This is a genomic window from Sphingomonas rhamnosi (assembly GCF_036663615.1).
Taxonomy (GTDB): domain Bacteria; phylum Pseudomonadota; class Alphaproteobacteria; order Sphingomonadales; family Sphingomonadaceae; genus Sphingomonas.
The window spans coordinates 422879-445082 of record NZ_JAXOJJ010000001.1; the positions used below are offsets into that span (position 1 = coordinate 422879).

Below are 22204 nucleotides of genomic sequence, written 5' to 3' on the forward strand. Positions count from 1 at the left end.
ACGCAGGAACGGTGGGCGCCTATATCGCGGCCGATTGGGGGACGACCAATCGCCGCGCCTATCTGATCGATGCGGACGGTGCGGTGCTCGACTGCGTGCAGGACGACCGCGGCGTGCTCGTGATCGATCATGCCGCGTTTCCGCAAGAAGTGGTGAGTCTGCGCGATCGGCTCGGTGCGCTGCCGATGATCGCCGCGGGAATGGTCGGGTCGACCCGCGGATGGGTTGATGTGCCCTACGTCGCGGCACCCGCCGACCTGGCAGCGCTGGCCGAGGGGCGCGCGATCGTACCGGGTGAGGATGTCGCGATCGTCCCTGGCGTGAAGCTGACCGGCGCGCGGAGCGACGTGATGCGCGGCGAAGAGGTGCAGGTGCTGGGTGCGATCGTGGCAGGCCTTGCACCGGCCGACGCGCTGTTCTGCCAGCCCGGCACGCACAACAAATGGGTCCGGACGGTCGCGGGCCGCATCGTCGATGTCTCCACCGCGATGACCGGTGAGCTGTTCGCGCTGTTGCGCGGCAACGGCGTTCTCAAGGGGATGCTCGACGGCGCGGTCGCCGATGGCCCGGCGTTTCGCGACGGGATCGCGCGCGGCGCCGGCGCGACCGACCTGACCGTGGCGCTGTTCGAGGTGCGCGCGGCGGTGCTGCTGGGTGCCCTGCCCGCCGACGATGCCGCCGCGTTTGCGAGCGGCTTGCTGATCGGGGCGGACGTCGGCACGCGCGATCTCGACGGGCGCGACGTGCATCTGCTCGCGAGCGGCCCGCTCGCCGATCTCTACGCGGTGGCGATACGCCTACGCGGTGGCCGCCTGACCGCGGTCGACAATCAGGCCGGCTTCCTCGCCGGCATCCACACGATCTGGGAGATGACTCGATGACCGATGCCGCCGCGCGGTTCGCGCATGCCTTCGCCGCCTGTCCGCTGGTCGCGGTCCTGCGTGGCCTGACCCCGGCCGAGGCGCCCGCGATCGGAGACGCGCTGGTGGAGGCCGGCTTCACGCTGATCGAGGTGCCGCTGAATTCGCCCGATCCGTTCGACAGCATCGCCTTGCTCGCCAAACGGCTTGGCGACCGCGCGATCATCGGCGCAGGCACCGTGCTGACCCCCGACAACGTCACCCGCGTCGCCGACGCCGGCGGGACGCTGATCGTCTCGCCCAACACCGATACCGATGTGATCCGTGCGAGCGTCGCCGCCGGGATGATCTCGCTGCCCGGCTATTTCACGCCCAGCGAGGGCTTCGCCGCGCTCGCCGCGGGCGCGCATGGCCTGAAGCTCTTCCCGGCCGAAGGCGCAGCACCTGCCTATCTGAAGGCGCAACGCGCGGTTCTGCCCAAGGATGCGAAGATGCTCGCGGTCGGCGGGATCACGCCCGAGACGATGCAGGCCTGGCGCGATGCCGGCGCGGACGGCTTCGGTCTCGGCTCAAACCTCTACCGCGCGGGGAAACCCGCCGCAGACGTCGCGCGCGATGCGCAGCGTTATGTCGATACCCTGAAGGAGCTCGTGTGATGGCCCAACGCCTACTCCAGCATCGCGACGCCGCGGGTGCCCGCCGCGTGATCTTCGCCGATGGCGATGCCGCGCATATCGTGTCGGGCGCCGATACGACGCTAGACCTCGCGCGGATCGCGATCGCGGAGGGCACGACCCTCGCCGCAGCGGCGCAGGCGCGGCTGACCGACGAGACCGTCGACCTTGCCGCCGAACTCGCCGCCGGGCGGTTGTTGCCCGCGATCGACCATCCCGATGCGGCGCGGCTGATGCTGGCGGGTACGGGCCTCACGCATCTCGGCTCGGCGTCGGGCCGCGACGCGATGCACAAGGCCGCCGCAGAGGGCAAGCAGACCGATTCGATGCGCCTTTTCCTCGAAGGCATGGAGGGCGGACGCCCTGCCCCCGGCGAGACCGGCGCGCAGCCCGAATGGTTCTACAAGGGCGACGGCCAGTCGCTGGTCGCCCCCGAAGCGCCGCTCAACGCGCCCGCCTTCGCGCTCGACGGCGGTGAGGAGCCGGAGCTCGCCGGCATCTACCTGATCGGCGACGATGGCACGCCGTTCCGCCTCGGCGTCGCGCTGGGCAACGAGTTCAGCGACCATGTCACCGAGCGGCACAATTATCTGTGGCTGGCGCATTCGAAGCTCCGTCAGGCGTCGCTCGGCCCCGAGCTGCTGCTCGGCACGCCGCCTGCCGACGTCCGCGGCATCAGTCGGATCGTCCGCGACGGTACGACCCTGTGGGAAAAGTCGTTCCTGACCGGCGAGGACAATATGTCGCACACGCTGGACAATCTCGAAGGCCACCATTTCAAATATGCGCCGTTCCGCCGGCCCGGCGACGTCCATGTCCATTTCTTCGGCACCGCCACGCTGTCGTGCGCCGACGGCGTGCAAACGCAGGCGGGCGACGTGTTCGAGATCGCCGCGGCGCCGTTCACGCTGCCGTTGCGCAACACGCTGGTCTTCGCGCCTGCCGCACCCGCCACGGTCCGCGCGCTGTGAGCGAGCCGATCCGTCTCGCCGTGGTCGGCATGGGCAAGATCGCGCACGACCAGCATCTGCCGGCGATCGCCGCCAATCCCGATTTCGAACTGGTCGCCACCGTCAGCCGTCATGGCGAGGCGACCGGCGGGCTGCCGTTCTTCACCACGATCGAGGATCTGGCCACGAGCGGTCTGCTGGTCGACGCGGTCGCGTTGTGCACCCCGCCGCAGGTGCGGCGTGCGATCGCGATGACCGCGATCGCCAAGGGCTGGCACGTGTTCCTCGAAAAGCCCCCCGGTGCGACGCTTTCGGATGTCGTCGCTCTGGGCGAGGCCGCCGATTCGGCCGGTGTCAGCCTGTTCGCCAGCTGGCATTCGCGCTATGCTGCGGGCGTCGAACCGGCACGCGCGTGGCTCGCCGAACGGACGATCACCAAGGCGACGATCACCTGGCGCGAGGACGTCCGCGTCTGGCATCCGGGGCAGCACTGGATCTGGGAGCCGGGCGGCTTCGGCGTGTTCGATCCGGGGATCAACGCGCTGTCGATCGCGACGCATATCCTGCCGCATGCGTTCTGCGTCGAGCAGGCCGAACTCGACGTCCCCGCCAACTGCGCCGCGCCGATCGCCGCGCGCGTCGATTTCCGCGATACGCGAGGGACCGGAATCGCGATGGATCTCGATTTCCGCCAGGAAGGCCCGCAGAGCTGGGACATCGTCGTCGAGACCGATGCCGGCACGCTGACGCTGGCCAAGGGCGGCGGCGAACTGTCGCTGCCGGGGGGCGAGACTCCAATCGGCACCGCGCGGCACGGCGAATATTCCGGCCTCTACGCGCGGTTTGCCGAAATCGTCCATGCAGGTATGTCCGACGTCGACATCGCGCCGCTGCGCCTTGTCGCCGACGCGTTCCTGCGTGGCCGGCACATCCAGGTCGAACCCTTTATCGAATAATGGAGTGCTGCCGATGTACCGGACCGTAACGATCGCCGCCGCGCTTCTGACCGCCGGTCTCGCGGTCGTGCCCTCGACCGCGCAGGCGCCGACGCGCATTTTCATCGCCAGCGACTCCACTGCGCAGGACTACAAGCCCGAACGCTATCCGCAGTCGGGCTGGGGCACGATGCTGCGCTGTGCGGTCGATCCCGGCATCGTGGTCGAGAACCGCGCGATCGGTGGCCGCAGCACCAAGAGCTTCATGGCCGAGGGACGGCTGGATGCGATCGCGCGCGATATCCGCGCGGGGGACACGCTGCTGATCCAGTTCGGGCATAACGATGCGACGATCGCCAAGCCCGAACGCTACACCCCGATCCCCGATTACGAGACGAACCTGAAGCGCTTCATCGCTGTGGCCACCGCCGCCGGTGCGCGCGCGGTGCTGCTGACTCCGGTCACGCGGCGCGCCTTCGCAGGCGGTCATCCCGCGCGCAGCTTCCCGACCTATTCGGACGCCGCCAAGCGGGTCGCCGCGGAAACGGGCACGCCGATCATCGACCTCGCCGCCTTGTCCGAACGCTGGATCGAGGGCGTCGGCGAGGAGGAATCCGCGCGCTATTATCTACACTACAAGGGCGCGGCGGGTGCCCCCGGCTATCCGAACGGCGTCGACGACGACACGCATTTCAGCGAGCTCGGTGCGCGGCGCATCGCCGATATCGTCGCAACGTCGCTGAGCCAGCTGACTCTGCCGATCGCCGCGCATGTCCATGGCGGGCGACCGGCCCTGACGCGCGACGCGCCCGCTGGCGGGCCGGCCTGCTGAGGTGCCGACTACCATGATCGACCGCCGCACGCTGATCGCTGCCTCGCTCGCCGCGACGCTGGCGCGACCCGCAGGCGCGGCTCCGACGCCGACCCGCTTCCCGATCTGGCCGGGAATCGCGCCGGGCATGCCGACCCCCGCGGTCGTAGATGCCTTCGTCAAGCGTTCGCCGACCGGCGGGGCCGACGACATCGCCTGGCCGCACGTCGCGACTCCGATGCTGACGGTTTCACCCGCCGCGGCGCCGACCGGCGGCGCGGTGTTGATGATTCCCGGCGGCGGCTATGCGCGGGTCGCGATCGGGCGCGAGCCGTCGGCGGTCGCGCGGTGGTTCGCGGCGCAGGGTATCACCGCGTTCGAGCTGCTCTATCGCCTGCCGCATGACGGCTGGGCGGCCGGTCCCGACACGGCGCTGCAGGATGCGCAGCGCGCAATGCGCATCATCCGCGCGCGCGCGGCGACCTGGGGAATCGATCCGGCATCCGTCGCGACGATCGGGTTTTCGGCGGGGGGGCATGTCGCCGCGCGGCTCGCGTCGCGCGCGGCGCTCGCTACCTATGCGCCGGTCGACGCCGCCGATCGGCTATCCGCGCGGCCGGTAACCGCGGGGCTGATGTTCCCGGTGATCACGATGCAGGGGCCGCTCGCGCACGCCCAGTCGCGGCGCGAACTCCTCGGTCCGAACCCCGACGACGCCACCGCCGCGCGCTGTTCGGCGGAGGCCGATCTGCCCGCGGACATGCCGCCGACCCTGCTCGGCCACGCCGGTGACGATGCAACCGTGAAGGCCGCCAACAGCATCCGCATGTTCGAGGCGCTGCAGGCGGCGGCGATCCCGTCCGAGCTCTACATCATCGAAAAGGGGGGCCACGGCGCGCCGCTCCTGAAACCCGATGGCACCGCCAATGTCTGGCTCCAGCAGTATCTGATTTTCGCCGGACGGCACGGGTTGAAGGTGCGCAGTTAGGGCGCGACAAGCCAACCCCCTGATCGTCACCCCAGCGCAGGCTGGGGTCTCGTGCGGCGCTGTCCCTCCCCAGCCTCACGAGACCCCAGCCTGCGCTGGAATGACGAGAATGGGGGAGCGCTATTTCGCCGTCTCGGTAACCTTGGGCTCGCCCAGGTAGAAGCCGGTATGCGGCGGCTGGTTGTACGCGGTGTTCTGCCAAGCGATGCCGGCGCGGTAGACCGGATCCTGCATCAGCGTGACATAGCGGTGCGTGGTGGGAAACGGCGTGGTGTAGATCCGCAGCTCGCGATTGTCCGCGCTGCGCCACACCACCTCTTCGCGCCAGTCGCCGATCAGGTCGGCCTGCAGCGTCGGGTTCGATTTGGTGCCGTTGTCCGACGCCATCCCCGCGGGCTTGAGCAGCGGCGTCGAGGTGCCGGTGCGCCAGTCCCATTTGCTGATCGTCGTGCCGTCGAGCAACTCGCGCAACCGGTCCCCGTCCCACCAGATCGCGAAATTGGTCTGCCGCGGGTGCGGGCCGATCGCCTTGCCGTGGACGTCGAACAGGTCGGGCTGGTTCGATCCCCACATCTCCTCGCCCAGGTGCCGCGGATCGATATCGGCGGAGAGACCTCGGCCGGTGTCGGTCTCGGCCGGCTTGGTCCACAGGATCTCGCCGGTGCGCGCATCGAGCAGAGCGGAGCCGATCCCGCCGTTGCGCTTCACCTCCTCGTGCACACCGAACTTCTCCAGCCCGGGCCGCGCGGGGTCAAGATCGCCGACATGCATCGCATCGCCGTGGAACAGCGGCGCGGTCCACAGCCCCTTGCCGGTGTCGTCGATCGCCATCGATCCGTAAATCACCTCGTCGCGGCCGTCATGGTCGACATCGGCGATGCTCATCTGGTGGTTGCCGCGCCCGGCATAGTCGGCATTGCCCGGCGCCGAACTGTCGAACGTCCAGCGCTTGGTCAGCTTGCCGCCCCGAAAATCCCAGGCGGCGACCACGGTGCGCGCATAATAGCCGCGCCCGAACACCATGCTGGGCAACCGCCCGTCGAGATAGGCGGTGCCGGCGAGGAACCGGTCGGCGCGGTTGGCGTAACCATCGCCCCAGGTGTCGCGCTGCTGCTCGAACGTCGGGTTGCCGCCGGGATAGCGTGGCGAATCATAGGGTGCGGTGGCGAGCGCCTTGCCGGTGCGGCCGTCGAACACGGTCAGATATTCGGGGCCCGTCATGATCCGCCCGACCAGCGACGCGACCCTGGTACCGTCGGCGAGCAGCTTCGCGCCGGTGCGATCGGGCTGCGCGACTTCACCGTCGTGCCCGCGCCAGTCCGCGGTCGCGTCGCCGATCGGCTTGCCGATGCCGTCGACGGTGCCGTCGGCAGTCTTCATTGCGATTTCGGAGCGGCCATCGCCGTCATAATCGGCAACCTGGAACTGCGTGTAATGCGCGCCGGCGCGGATGTTGCGACCCAGGTCGATCCGCCACAGCCGCTTGCCGTCTAGCGTGTAGGCATCGACGAAGACGTCGCCGGTATAGCCCGCCTGGCTGTTGTCGTGGCTGTTGGCGGGATCCCATTTCAGGATGATCTCGTAGCGGCCGTCGCCATCGAGATCGCCGACACTGGCGTCGTTGGCAGTGTAGCCATACCGGTCGCCCGCGGGCGTGACGCCGTCCGCCGGCGGCACCAGCGGGATCGACAGATAGCCGGTCTTCCAGACCGCTGCGCCCGCGGTCGCCCGCGCGCCGGTCATGCGCACCGCATAGCGGCCGCTGCCGTCGCCGGTGCGGTCGACGAAGTTGGTCGAGTCCGTGACCGGCGTCGATGAGATCCTGCGATCGTCACGGTAGACGTCGAACCGCGCCCCCTTGGGGTCGGTCCGCAGCAAACGCCAGCTGACCAGCACGCCGCCGCCCTGCGCCGGAACGGCGACCACGCCGCGATCGAGTCGCTCGGTGATCCGCGCCGTCGGCTGGACCGCGGACTGGGCATCGGCCGCCATCGGCACCAGCACCAGGCAGGCGCCCGCCAGCCACGGGCTCCTCGACTTGGTCTTCGTCATGACGTCCCTCTCCGCTCATTGTGCATTTATGTCACGTTGGCCGGGGTATCGCATTCGATCCGCCAATTTTCCAATCTATATTATTGCATTCCATATGTTGGCAACATAAACGCAGTAACGTTACCGCGTCGCCAGACATGCGGGTCACGCCGACGGTCCTTCGGACGGGCGTTCAGAGGGGATCAACATGACTGACGTCCAGAATTCCGCAGCATCGCGTTCCACGACCCGGCGCCTGGCGCGCGCGGTACGCGGCACGACCTCGTCGATGGCGATCGTCCTCGCCTACGGCCTCGCCGGTATCGCGAGCGCGCAGACCGCAGCGCCGGCGACGCAGCCGCAGCCCGAAACCGCCCCCGCGCAGGCCGACGCGCAGGCATCGCCATCGTCCGCCGCGACGCTCGACGTGGCCCCGGAGGACATCATCGTCGTCGGCACCCGCGCCTCGCTGCAGTCCGCGATCGCGCGCAAGCGCAACGCTGGGACCGTAGTCGATTCGATCGTCGCCGACGATATCGCCAGCTTTCCCGACAAGAATGTCGGCGATTCGCTCGCGCGCGTCACCGGCGTCCAGCTCGACCGCGACTTTGGCGAAGGCACCAAGGTGTCGATCCGCGGCGTCGAGCCCGATCTCAACCGCGTCGAGGTCAACGGCGTCACTCAGGCCAGCGCCGATGGCAGCCGCTCGGGCGACTTCCGCGAACTGGCGACCGAACTCGTCAAGTCGATCGACGTCTACAAGGGCTATTCCGCGAACCTGACCGAAGGTGGTCTGGGCGGCACCGTCAGCATCGAGACGCGGCGCCCGCTCGAGCTGCAGAAGGCGCTCGGTTCGCTGGTCGTATCCGCGCAGCATCTGGATACGACGCAGAATTGGCGGCCTCGCCTGACCGCGCTGATCGGGACGCCGCACTTCCTGATCGACGGGCTCGGCGTCCTCGCCAACGTCACCTACGAGAACAAGCAGCTTCGCCAGGATTTCATCAGCAACACCAACTGGAAACGGATCGCCGATTTCGACCGGTCGAACGAGAAGACCGTCGCCAATCCCACTTATGCCAACTTCAACACCTATGCGAGTTGCGCGGGTGTCGGCGGTGCGAACACCGCTGCGGCGACGGCACGCCGATTGGCCTGCGAAACGCAGTTCTTCGACTGGGTGCCGACCGTACCCCGGCTGCGCCAGCGCCGGATCGACGACAAGCGGCTCTCGGGGGACTTCCAGATCCAGTATGAATTCGCCCACAATTTTCGCGCCTATGCCGAAGCGGTCGTCAACAACCGCAACCAGCAGCTGAACGACGTAAACTATTCGCTCGACCTGGGCCGGTTCGAACGCTTCAACTACGACGCGGCGCTACCCGCCGGACTCAATGGCGCGACCTCCCGTCCGCAGATTTCAGCCGGCACCTCGACCAGCGAGAACCATGTCGTCACCAGCGCGCTGACCGCGCTCAACTCGGTCAATGTCGGCACCGCCGCCGCCCCCGTGTGGAACGGTGCCAGCAACATCCTCGGCGTGCAGCGCCGCGACTTCCAATATGATCAGACCACGCGCTATTACCTGACCGGGTTCGACTGGACGATGGACCGGTTGCAGATCAAGGCGCTGGCCTCGCACTCGACCGGCCGCACCGTCGGCGAAACCAACCTGGTCGCCTATTCGACCGGCATCAGCGGCATCACGATCGATCGCCGCAACGACCTCGGCATCCCGGTGTTCGTCTTCCCCGAGAATTTCGATGCGACGTCGACCAGCGCCTATGTCCGCCCAGGCGGCGTCAACGCGGACGGCCGACAGGCCGGTCCGCAGGTCCAGTATCGTCCGACCGACAACAACAACAAGGAAGATCAGCTCAAGCTCGACGCGGACTTCGAGACCAACCTGCCGTTCCTGACCACCATCCAATATGGCGGCCAGTTCCGCTGGCAGCAGTATAAGAACTATGCGGGCGGTGGCACGCGCCTGCTGACGCCTCCGGTATCGGCCAACCCGTCCACCGGCGCGGCGGCGATCCCTGCGGTCTATCAGACCAGCGCCAACGTTTCGTACACGACGGTCGTCACCAACACGCCCCCGGCGGTACGCGCGCCGAATACCTACTACATGACGCAGGCGCAGTATGCCCAGTTCATCGCCGCCAACAGCGGCCAGCTGCCGGGTGCGCCATTGTTCAGCGGACTGAAGGGCGCACCGGACGGTTTGCCGACTCAGCTGTCCATACCGACGATCAACTATGATCGACTGGGCCAAATCTACGACCTGTCGGGCTTCGACCAGGATCTTGTCCGCAGCGCTGACGGCCAGTCCCAGATTCCGGCGGTGTTCATCAAGGAGAAGGTCGCCGCCGCCTATATCCAGGGCGATTTCGAACAGGATCTGCTCGGCATGCGGCTCACCGGCAATGCCGGTCTGCGTTACGTCAAGACCACCGACGAAGGCACCGGCACCAACATCAGCCGCACCACGCGCGTCCGGCCCGGCACCGGCGTTCCCGGCATCCCCGCGGTGATCGAGACCGTCACCCTTGGCGCGAACTCGTTGTCGCTAAAGAACAGCTACACCGACTGGCTGCCCGCCTTCAACGCGGCGCTCGAAATCACGCCGAACCTGACGTTCCGCGCCAACTGGGCAAAGAACCTCGCGCGGCCAAAGCCGACCGATCTCGTTCCGAACGTCAACTGCCTCGACGACGTGACCGATATCACCGGTGCACAGGATACGTGTACCGGCGGCAATCCCGATCTGGTGCCCTACCGTGCCGACCAGTGGGAGGTGAACCTCGGCTGGTTCCCCAACCGCGACACCGCGATCAGCCTGGGCTATTTCAAGAAATACGAGGCGAGCTTCGTCATCCAGAACATCGTCCGCAACGACGTCGACCTGTTCAAGGACGGCCAGTTGTTCTCGATCCGTCAGCCCGCCAACGGCTTCGGCGCGCTGCTCGACGGCATTGAGGGGAGCGCGCAGACCGCGTTCACCTTCCTGCCTGCCCCGTTTGACGGACTCGGGGCCAGCGGCAACTTCACCTACGCCCGCGCGATCCGCACCAACCTGACCAACGTGGCGACGGGCGACCCCCTCAACGACTATCCCGGGCTGTCGAAATGGACCGCAAATGCCAGCGTGTTTTACGACAAGGACTGGCTGAACATTCGGGTGAATTACAACTACCGGTCAAACTGGCTGGTGACGGTTGCCGATGTCAATTTCGACAACAGCCCGATCTATCGCCGCGGCGAGGGCTATTTCGACGCCAAGGTTACGTTCCGCTTCCCCGAACAGCACAGCCAGATTTCGATGGAGATGTCGAACATCAACAAGGAATCGTCGAAGAGCTACATCGACAAGGCACGGCCGGTCGAATATTATTACGCTGGCCAGCGTTTCTTCGCGTCATACCAGCTCAAGTTCTGACCTGATCGTACTCGGTCCCGACGGACCGGGTACGCCGCGGCTGCCGGCACCCCGACGCGCAGTCGTCCGACATGGCCAGGTCCCGCGCCTGGCCCTTTTTTAAGCTCAGCGCCGCAGCTTCGTGATCGTCACGCCGCGCACGCGCAAATGGCTCTTGGTCGTCCGCAGCCCGAAATAGCCGCTGGTGTACGGCGCGGTATCGTCCAGCGCGAACAGCGGCTTGCCGTCGCGCTCGACCGCGATCCGGTTACCGTCGGCGATCAGCCGGATGTGCATCCACACGTTCGGCCTCAACATGTCGCCCGGACGTTGCCGATCGTCCGCCGCTCTCAGCGGCCGATCCCCCGGCCGGCCGATATAGCGGCGAAACCGCGTGGTCGTGTTGCGGTTGCCGCCGATCCCGACATAATAGGTTTCCATGTCGTCATAGCCGGCGAACGCACCGTCACGCGGACGCAGGGTCCGCTTGCCGGGGTCGCGCGCCATCCAGAAGGCGTTGGCGTCGCTGACCGCGTCGTTCGCGCCCCCGGCCGAAATTGCCATCACGTCGTAATCGATGCGGACCGGGCCGCGGAGCCGCTGTTGGTACCAGAGCGTCACGCCGTCCGGGGACTCGACGTCGATCACGCCATCGCGGACGGACACCTGCGCGCTGCCCTTGTCCGCTTCGATCCGCCACCGCGACAGCCCGTCCTGCGCATCGCCTGCCGCGGCACAGGCCAGCGATGCGAGCAGGATCCAGCGTCTCACGATGCGCTGTCCATCACGCCGGCGAGCAGCACCAGGTTGGCGGTCGCGGTCAACCCCCATTGCGCGGCGTCGTTGGTCGAGACTTCGGCGATCTCGTCGACCGGCTTCAGCACCGCCGCCCCCGCGATCCGGCGCGACGCGCGCGACTGGTCGCGCCCTTCGCGATCGCCCGGGCCGATGAACTCCGCCCAGGCCCGGCGTGCCAGCACCGGATCGTTGCGCTCGCGCGCGGCATAGGCAGTGAAGCGCGAATGCGCCTGCCGCAGCCCGCGGCCCTTGCCGCCGGACCCGGTCTTGGCGCGGAACGCGGCGTCGGGCGCGTTGTAGAAGGCGCAGTAATCCAGCCACGCCTCGCGGTAGGCGGGCACGTCGAGCAGCGTCAGAAGTTCGGCGGTGATCTCGAACACCCCGAACACGCCGTTCAGATGGCTGAGGCTGACCTGGTCGGTGCTGCCCATGAACCGTCCCGTCTTCAGATCGAACGGCGCGCCGCCAGTGAACCATTGCCGCGGCAGCGCCGCGAGCGACTCCATCCCCGCGACGATCCGGTCGCGCCACCGCGTGTCGCGCGTGCGCTCCCATTCGGTCAGCCACGCGCCGAGCATCGATCCCCACACCGTCCCGAACTGCACGAACACCTGTCCCGCGGGCAGCGCGGTCGTCATCGCCACCGCCGACGCGCCACCGGGCGGCAGCGAGGCATCGTCGCGCGCACCGACCTTCCGCCCGATATTGACGGTCTGCAGCGCATAATCGCTGTCGACCAGCGCGCGCATCAGATCGCCGCAGCGCTCGTCGCTGGTCATATAGTAATAGAAGCGCTTGAACGCTGCGTTGGACACGCGCTGCTGCTTCGAACTGTCGCCCCAATGCTGCACGCCGTGCCGCGTCCCCAGCCCCTTGAAGCGGCCGACATGATAGACGTCGACCTCACTGGTATGCCGAGTCATCGCCTCTGCCATCCGGAACACGTCCGCGCGCCCGGTGCGCAGATAGGCGTACCAGAGCCACATATCGGTCGAGAGCTCGCTATTGTCCCACGCGAACCCGCCGATGTCGTAGCGCCACACATGCCGGTCGTTGTCATAGCTGTGGATGACGTCGCCATAGTTCCAGAACCCGTACCAGCGGCGCTGTTCGACCTGGCCGATGTAGAAATCGAGTTCGCGACCCGCGCGCTGCTCGATCGCCGCGCGGGCCGGACCGCCACCGGCTTCGGCCGGCGACCAGATGCCGAACAGCCCGGCGTCGTGGATGCGCTGCGGCGTCGCAACCAGACGGGGCGGGTGCGCGACGAGCGTCGCCATCGCCACCAGCGCGTCGCGCGGCGGCGTCGCCTCCAACGCCCAGAGCCGGAACTCGGTCGTCCGCGCGATACCTAGCGAATCGCCCCAACCCGGCTCGAAATCCTCGTACGTGATGTCGAGGCCTTGGTTCTGCCGCGTATAGTCCGTCATCCCCATATCGTCGTGATAGAAGCGCAGGTCCATCGCGGGTGCATCCGGCGCGTGATACCAGATCGTGAACCGCGCGGTATCGGTCGCCGCGTCGCGGATATCGAGCCGCACCGGCGGGCGCTGCCAGAAATCGCCCATCCCGAACGCGACGCCGCCGCTGACCGACCCGACATAGCCAAGGCCCGGCGCGCGCCCGGCGGTATCCACGTCGATCCAGCCATGCCCCGGCTTGGTGCGTTTGGTGATCGTGAAGCCGTCCGAATTGGGCTGGCGCAGCGTGAAGTCGCCCCAGGCCGGAATGTAGCGCAGTTCGGCGCGCACGTTCGCGGGCATGGTGCTCTCCGACGGGGTGGCGACGCCGGCCACCTGTGCCTCGCGAAACGCCCTGCCCGGATCGCGCCGCAACCCGGTCAACGGCCGGACCGCCTCGCCCCACAGCCCGCCCTGCTCACCGGCGAAGCGGACATGGCGGTCGTGCGGCGCATCGGCCATCGGTACGTCGCCGGTCAGCCCAAGTCCGCGCACGAAGACCTTGGCCGGATCGCCATCGAAGATCAGGCTGTGGACGATCCGCACCGACTGCGCGCCTGCGTAGAAGTACAGCCGCAGCGAGAAGGGCATCCTTGCCCACGCGCCGGCATGATGACCGTCGATCTTGACGACGGCGCGCACCGGTCCGCGCTGTTCGATCGTCACCGCGTCGATCGTACCCGTCGCACGCGCCGTAGCGGTTGTGCCCAAATCATCCTCGTCAGGACCGTCCTGCAGGGTCGCGACCAGGCGGACGTTGCGCAGCGTCTCACGGTCGCCGACGCTGGCGGAGACGATCAGCGCCTCGCCGCGCCGACCGATCCGCCACCGACGCGGGCCGACGCTCACCTCGATCGCCTCCGCCGTCTCGCGAACCGTCACCGGAGCCGATGGTTTGGGTGCGGTCCCCGCCCGTACCAGCAGCGCCGCTTCACGTGCCGCATCGGCGCCGATCGCGTGCCCCGTCCATTTGATCGACCCGTCCGGCCAATAGGCCATCGGCCAGGTCTGCACGGCCGCGTCGGCGACGCGGTAGCCCTTGGCCAGCCGCGTGCCGCGTGGCCAGGGCTGACCCCAGCTCTGCCCTTCGTGGCTAACCGGCGGCGCGCCGTCGAGCCACTGCACGTCGTGCTGCGCATCGCCGCGTTGCGACATCGGCGCCGCCTCGCCGATCGTCGGCATCACGCCGATTCCGCCGGCCAGCGCAGTGCTGGAAATGAACGTGCGGCGGCTGATCGACCTATCGGGCATCACTCTCTCCAACCTGCATCCACCCCATGCGTCGGCGATGCATAATTTGAGATAGTGTTCTAACTATTGGAAGTTCGCGTCAACGCCTATTGCACCCGACCGCGTGTTCGCTTGCTGGCAGGCGACCGATCGCCCTAGGAGGAGATGAGGGGTGAACAGTCGGGCATGATGACGGATTCGAACGACCGCGAGGCTCAACGTGTGGCTGCGCTGGCGCGCTACAAGGTGATGAACACGCCGCGCGAGACGGCCTATGACGAGATTGCCGCGCTGGTCGCCGCGATATGTGAAACGCCGATCGCGGCGATCAACCTGATCGATCGCGATTGCCAATTCTCCAAGGCGGAAATCGGGCTCGGGGTCGTTTCGACCCCGCTGGCGAACTCGTTCTGCGCGCACGCGCTGATGGAAGACGCGTTTCTCCTCGTGCCCGATACCATGAAAGACGCCCGCTTCGCCGGCAATCCGCTGGTCGCCGGCGATCCCGGAATCCGCTTTTATGCGGGCGCGCCGTTGAAGACGCGCGACGGCCACGCGATCGGCACGCTGTGCGTGCTCGACTATCGGCCGCGGACGCTCACCACGGTCCAGCAAGACGCGATCGCGGTGCTCGCGCGCCAGGTGATGGCACAGCTCGACCAGCGGTTTGCGCTGCAGAAGACGACGATGTCCGAAGCGCACCAGCGCGCAATCATGGACAGCGCGAAGGATTATGCGATCGTCGCGATCGATCTGTCGGGCACGATCATCGAGTGGAGCCGCGGCGCCGAACTCGTGCTCGGCTGGACCGAAGACGAAGCCGTCGGTCGCGACGCGTCACTGTTCTTTACCGAAGAGGATCGCGCGGCCGGGATCCCGGCGCACGAAATGCGGTGCGCCCGCGACGAAGGCCGGGCGTTCGACGAACGCTGGCACCGCAAGCAGAGCGGCGAGCGCTTCTGGGCGAGCGGTGAGATGTTGCCGCTACGCGATAGCGACGGACGCCATACCGGCTATGTGAAAATCCTGCGCGATCGCACCGAGCAGTATCTTGCGAATACCGCACTGGCAGAAGCCCAGAATAGCCTGCGCTGGGCACAGGAGGCGGGCGGCATCGGCGTGTTCCATATCGGGCGCGACGGAATCCTGCATGCAACGCCCGAATTCTGTCGGGTCTATGGTGTCGACGAATGCGAGGCAACGCCCGCCGGTCGGTTCGAAGAGCTGATCATTGCCGAGGACCAGCATCTCATTTCCGACCTCGAGACGCGCGCGGCAGGCACTGCGCCGCTGGACGTCGAATATCGCATTCGCCGTGCCGATACCGGCGAGCTGCGCTGGATCGCGCGCAAGGGCCAGATCCAGCGCGACCCGAACGGCGTGCCGATCCGCTTTGCCGGCGTCGCCCGCGACATCACCCAGGAACGCCGCGCACGCGACGCGCTCGCGCGCAGCGAGGCACGCTACCGGGCGCTGTTCGACGCGATCGACGACGGGTTCTGCATCATCGAATTCATCGACGGTCCCGACGGACCGATGAGCGACTATGTCCATGTCGAAGCCAATTCGGGCTATGAGCGCCATACCGGGATCGGCGACATCGTCGGCCGCACGCTCCGCGAGCTCGCACCGACCGAGGCGGACGAATGGCTCGCCTTGTATGCCGAGGTGTTGCGGACCGGCCAGCCTTCGCGGTTCGAACGCTATTTCGCCGCGGCCGGGCGGTACATCGAAGTATCGGCGGCGCGCGTCGAGCCGGCCACGCGCCAGCAGGTCTCTGTGCTGTTCCGCGACATCGAGGCGCGTCGTCGCGCCGAAGCGTCGCTCCGCGCGAGCGAGGCGCTGGCGCGCGAGAATGTCGAGCGGGTCCAGCTCGCCTTGTCCGCTGGCGCGATCATCGGCACCTGGGTGTGGGATCTCAAGACCGGTCGCTTGGCCGTCGACGAGGCGTTCGCCGCGGCGTGCGGGCTGGACCCGAAGCTCGGGCGCGACGGCCTTACGCTCGACCAGGTGGTCGCGACGGTCCATCCCGACGACCAGGAGGGTCTGGCGACCGCGATCCGCGAGGTGATCGCGCGTGGCGGCGCCTACGCCCATCAATATCGTGTTCGGCGGAGTGACGGCCGCTATCACTGGATCGAGGCGAACGGCCGCCTCGAACACGGTCCCGACGGCACGCCGTTGCGGTTTCCTGGCGTCCTCCTCGACGTCGACGAACGCCGTGCGATCGAGGCGGAACGCGACCGCGTCACAGCGGCGCTGCGCGCGCTCAACGATACGCTCGAACAGCGCGTCGCCGAGCGCACCGCCGAACTGATGCAGGCCGAGGAACAGCTGCGGCAATCGCAGAAGATGGAGGCGGTCGGGCAGTTGACGGGCGGCATCGCGCACGATTTCAACAATATGCTGACCGGCGTCATCGGCAGCCTCGACCTGATCCAGCGCAACATTGCGACCGGCCGGATGGACCGGGTCGACCGCTATATCGAGGCGGCGAACACCTCGGCACAGCGCGCGGCGGCATTGACCTCGCGCCTGCTCGCGTTCGGCAGGCGCCAGTCGCTCGATCTGCAGCCGACCGACGTCAATGCGCTCGTCGGCGGCATGGAAGACCTGCTGCACCGCACGCTCGGCGAGCAAGTGACGCTCGAAACCTTCGCTGCCTCCAACCTGTGGGCGGCGTCCACCGACACCAACCAGCTCGAAAGCGCGCTGCTGAACCTGTGCATCAACGCGCGCGACGCGATGCCGGACGGCGGCAGGCTGGTGATCGAAACCTCCAACGCCCAGCTCGACGAACGCTATACGCGCCAGCACCCCGAGCTCGAACCCGGCGACTATGTCGCGCTGAGCGTGTCCGACACCGGAACCGGAATGGCCGCCTCGACCGTCGAGAAGGTGTTCGAGCCGTTCTTCACGACCAAACCCGTCGGCCAGGGGACCGGGCTCGGCCTGTCGATGATCTACGGGTTCGTGCGGCAGTCGGGTGGGCACGTCCGCCTGCACAGCCAGCTCGGTTCGGGAACCACAGTCACGCTATACGTCCCGCGCTTTCGTGGCGACGTCGACCTTGCGCCGGAGGAAGGGATCCCGGCGCCGCTGGGGGCGGGCGAGACCGTCCTGATCGTCGAGGACGATGCGTCGGTACGGATGATCATCCTCGAGGTGCTCGAAGCGCTGGGCTACACCGCGATCGAGGCGATCGATGCGCGCACCGCGATCCCGATCCTCCAGTCCGACCAGCGGATCGACCTGCTAGTCAGCGACGTCGGGCTGCCCGGCATGAACGGTCGGCAGCTGGCCGAGATCGCGCGCCAGTCGCGGCCGGATCTGAAGGTCCTGTTCGTCACCGGCTATGCCGAGAACGCCGCGATCCGCAGCGGCTTCCTCGAAGAGGGGATGGACATGATGACCAAGCCGTTCGCGATCGATGCGTTGGCCACCAAGTTGCGGGACATGCTGGGCGGCGGCTGACGGTGGGACCCGCGCCCGCGCCCGCGCGCCTATGCCGCGCAGGTCTGCGGTGTTCCGTCATCATAGGCGCGGACCCATGCGACGAAATCGGCGGCTTCCATCGGCCGCGCGAAATGATAGCCCTGCGCTTCCTCGCAACCGGCACGCTGCAGCGCTTCCGCGGCGTCACGGCTCTCCACGCCTTCGGCCACGACGCGGAGCCCGAGCCGATGCGACAGAACCAGGATCGTCTCGACCAGCGCATGATCCGCGCTCGCCGGATCGCCCAGATCGCGGATGAACGCCTGATCGATCTTCACGACGTTTACCGGCAGTCGCTGCAGATAGGCGAGGCTGCTGTGACCGGTCCCGAAATCGTCGATCGCCAGCTGGACCCCGACGGCGGCGAGCGCGCCGAGCATCGCCATCGCGAGATCGGGATTGTCCATGATCGCGCTCTCGGTCAGCTCGATCTCGAGCTGCGCCGCGCGGACACGGTGCCGGAGCAGCGCCAGCGCGATGCGTTCGGCCATATCGTCTTCGGCAAGGTTCGTGGCGGACACGTTGATCGACAAACGCAGGTCGAGGCCCTGGGTGTTCCAGGCCGATAGCTGCGTCAACGCGGCATCCAGCACCCATTGCGTGGTCGCGCGCGCGAGCGACGTGTGTTCGATGATCGGGATGAACTCGGCGGGCCCGATCTCGCCCAAGTTCGGATGCTGCCAGCGTAGTAAGCCCTCCGCGCCGACGCATCGCCCGGTCGCAAGATCGATGCGCGGCTGGACCACCAACCGCAGTTGATCTCCGGCCGCGAGTGCGAGGCCGAAATCGTGGAGCAGCCGAAACTGGCGACCATGCTTCCCGTCATTGGCCTCGGAATACAGGGCAACCGCGCCTTCCATGCCGCGAGCGTCCTGCGCCGCGCCATGGGCCCCGCGCAAAACGTCCTGCGCCGATATCTCGCCAAGTCGAAACGGCCTCGCGCCGATCGCCAGTGTGGTGACGAATTGAACCGTCGTGCTGGCTTGCACGCCCGCCAACGTGGTCTCGAGCAGTCGAACATAGCTGTCCTGGTCGACATCGGGCGGCGACAGGAACGCGAACTGCGTCGCGCCGATATGGTACACCGGCCGGTCGCGACCGAGCGCGGCGCGCAGCGTCCGCCCTGCTTCATGCACCATGTCGTCGATGCGCGCGACGCCGACGACACGGGCGATCGTGCTGACCTGTTCGGGGCGCGCCAGATCGACCACCACCGCGATCCGGAACTGCCCGGGATGGTCGTTGGCAAGATCGGTCAGGTCTTCGATAAACTGGCTCTTGTTCGGCATCGCGCTGACCGGATCGGTCCGTCCAAAGGCATGCTGCAGCTCGATCTGTTCCATGACGATCGCGGCCATGTCGACCAGCGCTGCCACCTCCTGCGGCGAGATATCGCGCGGCTCGGTGCCCAAGACGCAAAGCGCCCCCAAGCCATAGCCGTCGCGCGTGACCAGCGGTGCGCCGGCGTAGAAGCGGACCCCCGAGCGCGCCAGTTCGCTGGTGCGGTAGAACGGATCGTCCTGAACATCGGCGATGACCAGCACGTCGCGCGTTTCGGCAACGTGTGCACAGGGCGCCTTGTCACGCGGGATCGAAGAATGATCGATTCCGACGCGCGATTTGAACCATTGCCGGTCGCTGTCGGTCAACGAAATCGCGGCGATCGGCAGCCTGAACAGCTGACTGGCCATCCGCGTTACCCGATCGAAGCTCTCGCTCGCGGGCGTGTCCAGCAATCGCAATTGCCGAAGCGCGTCGAGCCGCGCCTCTTCGAACGAGCTCGGTCGCGTATCGGTCTCGTCATCGGCGAGCTTGGCCATGACCGACGCTACCACGCAATCTCTTAACAACTATCCGAAGGTAGAATGTATTTTCTGCGATCCCGCTAGCGCCGCTGATAGAATAAATGCGACTTCACCTTTGCCACCTTGATCAGCGATGGCCGCCAATAGGGGACCATCCAGTCGGTATGATAATGCGTCGCGCGGCCAACCGGCGCATAGACATACCCGCCGAGCGCCCGACGCGCCGCGCGGCGCGCCTGGTCCCAGCCGGTCTGTTCGGTGCGCCGCGTCAGCGACCCGTCGCATGAGAACGAGAATTGGCACCCGGTCACGCGGTGTGCGCCCTGGTAGACCACGCCGCAGATCGTCCGGGGGAAACCCGGTGCACGGACACGGTTGAACACGACCTGGATCACCGCGCGCTGCCCGTCGCGATCGTTGCCGGCTTCGTAGAGCGCGGCCGTGGCGAGGCACTCGGTCGCCTGCTCGCGCGCCGCGGGGCCGCCGACGAAGCGATACCGCTTGGCGGGCAGCCCGGTCGACATGATCGGGACCCGCGCGTTCGAGGCGCGCGCCTCGGCCATCGTCAGCGGTCTCGCGCGCTGTTGGCCGCGATCGCCGAGCCCCGGAACGCCCGGCAATATGCCGCAGACGATGGCGATCGCGACCGCTGCGCCAAGCAGCAACAGCCAATGTTCGGACGACGGCCCGCGCCACGACGCGCGCCGCCGGCGTCGCTTCGGCGATGAGGATCGGACACGGGCCACCACCGGGGCTCTACCGGCTATTCCCCCCGAGAAACACCGTCATGCGCCCGCTTCGCGATCGATCGATCCACCCTTGCCGCCCTCAAGATTCCGCCACCATCCTTATCACGGCTTTGCACGACACCCCGGCACATACCGTTTCGACGCTGGTCATTTCGGCTGCCGAAATCGTCTGAGGGTATGTCGATGCTGCGTGCTTTCGTCGCCAGTTCGCTGGTCGGTTTCGTCTCACTCGCCGCGACTCCGGCCCTCGCGCAGACCGAGCCGGTAACCGGCACCTACGGCGTTGCGCGCGCCGGGGCGTCGGTCAGTTCCGAACAGATGTTCGATCTCGACACGCTCCCATCGAGCAGCACGTTCGACGACAAGACCAAGTAAGACCGGCATCACCGGCGAGATCGCCGCGGGCGACGGACTGGCAGCCGGGCCTACACCGTCAGCATCAACGGCTATGTCGATATTCCGCTGCACAGCGTGACCGTCCCCTATGTCGGCAGCGGTATCGGCGCCTCGCGCGTGGACTCCGATCTGGCCCGCGTCAGCAACACGACGGGCGTCGGCAGCAGCTATTCCGGCAAGGAGCGGGGCATGACGTTCCTTGGAGATGTCGGGGTCGAAAGCCGCGTAGCGCCCAACGGCTGGGCTGACTTGCGCAAGGTGATGCGCGTCAGCTCGGAGGGGCGACCGAGCCTGAGCGCGAAACCCGCCCAGAGCGCGGTGCCGTTGTTCACGTATAGCGTCATGCCATCCACGTCGTAGCGGCCCGACACGAACCCGGCATTCGCGAGCGCGGTCAGGCGGTCCAGCCCCAGAATCATGCCGCCATGCGTATGGCCGGACAGTTGCAGGGCGACGCCTCGCGCCGCAGCGATGCGCGCGTTTCTCGGCTGATGGTCGAGCAGGATCACGGGCACGTCGCCAGGCGCATTGCGGAGTGCGGAGGCGAGATCCGGCGCGGCATTGCCGGTTTCGGGCGCGGACAGATCGGTGACGCCGGCGATGACGAGCCTGCCGCCATCCCGATTCAAAACCGTATGATCGTTCGCGAGGAGGCGCATTCCCATCCCCGACAGGTGCCGCATCCAGGCTTGATAGCCGAAGAAATATTCATGGTTTCCGGGGATGAACAGCGTGCCGTCGCGCGCGCGAAGCGAACGGAGCGGTTCGACGTCCACCCGACGCGCCGCGACGGTACCGTCGATGAAATCGCCCGTCACGACGATCAGGTCGGGTGCCAACGCATTCGACCGATCCACCACGGCTTGGGCCCACCGCCGCGGAAACAGCGTGCTGATATGCAGATCGGTAAGCTGGAGCATGGTATAGCCGTCGAACGCCGGGTCGAGCCCCGCGATACGGATCTCGATATCCTTTACCGGCGGAACGCGGATCGCCTGATGGACGCCAATCGCGGCCAGCACGGCCGCCGCCGTCGCGATCGCGTAGCGCACACCATCCGGAACCGGTACGCCGCCCTTGTGAACGGCCATGATCGCGAGCGTACCGACGTCGAGGACGAGCTGAAACACCGCCAGCAGGAGGATCGCGCCGAACGCCCAGTTGAAGCCGATCACGATCGCGCGAGGGAATTCGGCTGAGAACACCGAACCCGACGAGAGGCGGGACCAGAGGTGATATTGCGAGGCGACCAGCAGCAGAACCGCGATCACGCCTTTGACCAGCCCCGGAATGTGCAGCGGCCACAGGAAGCGCGCGATCACGAACAGGGTGGGCAAGCTGAATATGAGATGAAAAATCGGGTCTCTCCGAACGGCGCCGTCCGGCGCAATGGTCGATATCAGGTTGGGGGACAAAGCGGCTGTGCGCCGGATATAGTCCCGAGGTGCGTCAGCCGCATCGTCCGGCGCGCAAATTGCGGTCGACGCGCGGGATCCCGGCCATCGCGTCGGGCACATCCGCGCCCCAATCCTCGTCCATCGGCGGGAAGGCGATCGACTATATCAGAACCGCAAGATCGGTCGCGCGTGCGACGGCGGGAAGCG

15 protein-coding genes are annotated in these 22204 nt (G+C 67.2%); 9 read left to right on the forward strand and 6 right to left on the reverse strand.

Annotated features, from left to right (window positions below; all coding sequences use genetic code 11):
- Window positions 1-11 precede the first annotated feature (11 nt).
- The 6 genes from U1701_RS02065 to U1701_RS02090 are packed head-to-tail and all read left to right on the forward strand — an operon-like array spanning window position 12 to window position 5218.
- The gene (locus U1701_RS02065) at window positions 12-881 is read left to right on the forward strand and encodes a 2-dehydro-3-deoxygalactonokinase (protein ID WP_332780864.1); all 870 of its coding nucleotides are present in this window, start codon (window positions 12-14) and stop codon (window positions 879-881) included.
- On the forward strand, window positions 878-1516 hold the full coding sequence (locus U1701_RS02070; RefSeq protein ID WP_332780865.1) for a 2-dehydro-3-deoxy-6-phosphogalactonate aldolase: 639 nt from the start codon (window positions 878-880) through the stop codon (window positions 1514-1516). Before U1701_RS02065 ends, U1701_RS02070 begins: the two co-directional genes overlap by 4 nt.
- Complete coding sequence (araD1, locus tag U1701_RS02075; RefSeq protein WP_332780866.1) at window positions 1516-2505, forward strand: AraD1 family protein; 990 nt, start codon at window positions 1516-1518, stop codon at window positions 2503-2505. Before U1701_RS02070 ends, araD1 begins: the two co-directional genes overlap by 1 nt.
- Window positions 2502-3440 (forward strand): Gfo/Idh/MocA family protein, encoded by a 939-nt coding sequence (locus U1701_RS02080; RefSeq protein ID WP_332780867.1) that lies wholly within the window; start codon window positions 2502-2504, stop codon window positions 3438-3440. Before araD1 ends, U1701_RS02080 begins: the two co-directional genes overlap by 4 nt.
- A 13-nt stretch (window positions 3441-3453) precedes the next feature.
- The gene (locus U1701_RS02085) at window positions 3454-4251 is read left to right on the forward strand and encodes a rhamnogalacturonan acetylesterase (protein ID WP_332780868.1); all 798 of its coding nucleotides are present in this window, start codon (window positions 3454-3456) and stop codon (window positions 4249-4251) included.
- Between the two features lie 13 nt (window positions 4252-4264).
- Complete coding sequence (locus U1701_RS02090) at window positions 4265-5218, forward strand: alpha/beta hydrolase (protein ID WP_332780869.1); 954 nt, start codon at window positions 4265-4267, stop codon at window positions 5216-5218.
- A 120-nt stretch (window positions 5219-5338) separates the two neighbouring features.
- Here U1701_RS02090 and U1701_RS02095 read toward each other — a convergent pair whose 3' ends face one another.
- Complete coding sequence (locus U1701_RS02095) at window positions 5339-7270, reverse strand: rhamnogalacturonan lyase (RefSeq protein ID WP_332780870.1); 1932 nt, start codon at window positions 7268-7270, stop codon at window positions 5339-5341.
- 187 nt (window positions 7271-7457) lie between these two features.
- Between U1701_RS02095 and U1701_RS02100 the strand changes: the two genes are divergently transcribed.
- On the forward strand, window positions 7458-10688 hold the full coding sequence (locus U1701_RS02100; RefSeq protein WP_332780871.1) for a TonB-dependent receptor: 3231 nt from the start codon (window positions 7458-7460) through the stop codon (window positions 10686-10688).
- Between the two features lie 105 nt (window positions 10689-10793).
- Here the strand turns inward: U1701_RS02100 and U1701_RS02105 are convergent, their stop codons facing one another.
- Both U1701_RS02105 and U1701_RS02110 read right to left on the reverse strand, forming a co-directional pair.
- Window positions 10794-11438 carry a DUF6250 domain-containing protein gene (locus tag U1701_RS02105; protein ID WP_332780872.1) on the reverse strand — a complete coding sequence of 215 codons (645 nt, stop codon included), beginning with the start codon at window positions 11436-11438 and terminating at the stop codon, window positions 10794-10796.
- Window positions 11435-14176: an exo-rhamnogalacturonan lyase family protein gene (locus tag U1701_RS02110; protein WP_332780873.1), complete on the reverse strand. Its 2742-nt coding sequence runs from the start codon at window positions 14174-14176 to the stop codon at window positions 11435-11437. The genes U1701_RS02105 and U1701_RS02110 overlap by 4 nt, the downstream gene beginning before the upstream one ends.
- A gap of 165 nt (window positions 14177-14341) precedes the next feature.
- On the opposite strand from U1701_RS02110, the gene U1701_RS02115 reads away from it, so the two are divergent.
- Entirely contained in the window at window positions 14342-17629 is a 3288-nt protein-coding gene (locus U1701_RS02115) for a PAS domain S-box protein (RefSeq protein WP_332780874.1), read from the forward strand.
- 29 nt (window positions 17630-17658) lie between these two features.
- On the opposite strand, the gene U1701_RS02120 is transcribed toward U1701_RS02115, so the two are convergent.
- Both U1701_RS02120 and U1701_RS02125 read right to left on the reverse strand, forming a co-directional pair.
- The gene (locus U1701_RS02120; RefSeq protein ID WP_332780875.1) at window positions 17659-19485 is read right to left on the reverse strand and encodes a putative bifunctional diguanylate cyclase/phosphodiesterase; all 1827 of its coding nucleotides are present in this window, start codon (window positions 19483-19485) and stop codon (window positions 17659-17661) included.
- Between the two features lie 50 nt (window positions 19486-19535).
- Window positions 19536-20120 carry a cell wall hydrolase gene (locus U1701_RS02125; RefSeq protein ID WP_332780876.1) on the reverse strand — a complete coding sequence of 195 codons (585 nt, stop codon included), beginning with the start codon at window positions 20118-20120 and terminating at the stop codon, window positions 19536-19538.
- A gap of 267 nt (window positions 20121-20387) precedes the next feature.
- On the opposite strand from U1701_RS02125, the gene U1701_RS02130 reads away from it, so the two are divergent.
- Window positions 20388-20579, forward strand: a complete 192-nt coding sequence (locus U1701_RS02130; RefSeq protein WP_332780877.1) for a hypothetical protein — start codon at window positions 20388-20390, stop codon at window positions 20577-20579.
- 188 nt (window positions 20580-20767) lie between these two features.
- Here U1701_RS02130 and U1701_RS02135 read toward each other — a convergent pair whose 3' ends face one another.
- Window positions 20768-21937, reverse strand: coding sequence for a metallophosphoesterase (locus U1701_RS02135; RefSeq protein WP_332780878.1), 1170 nt, complete (start codon window positions 21935-21937; stop codon window positions 20768-20770).
- Window positions 21938-22204: the final 267 nt, after the last annotated feature.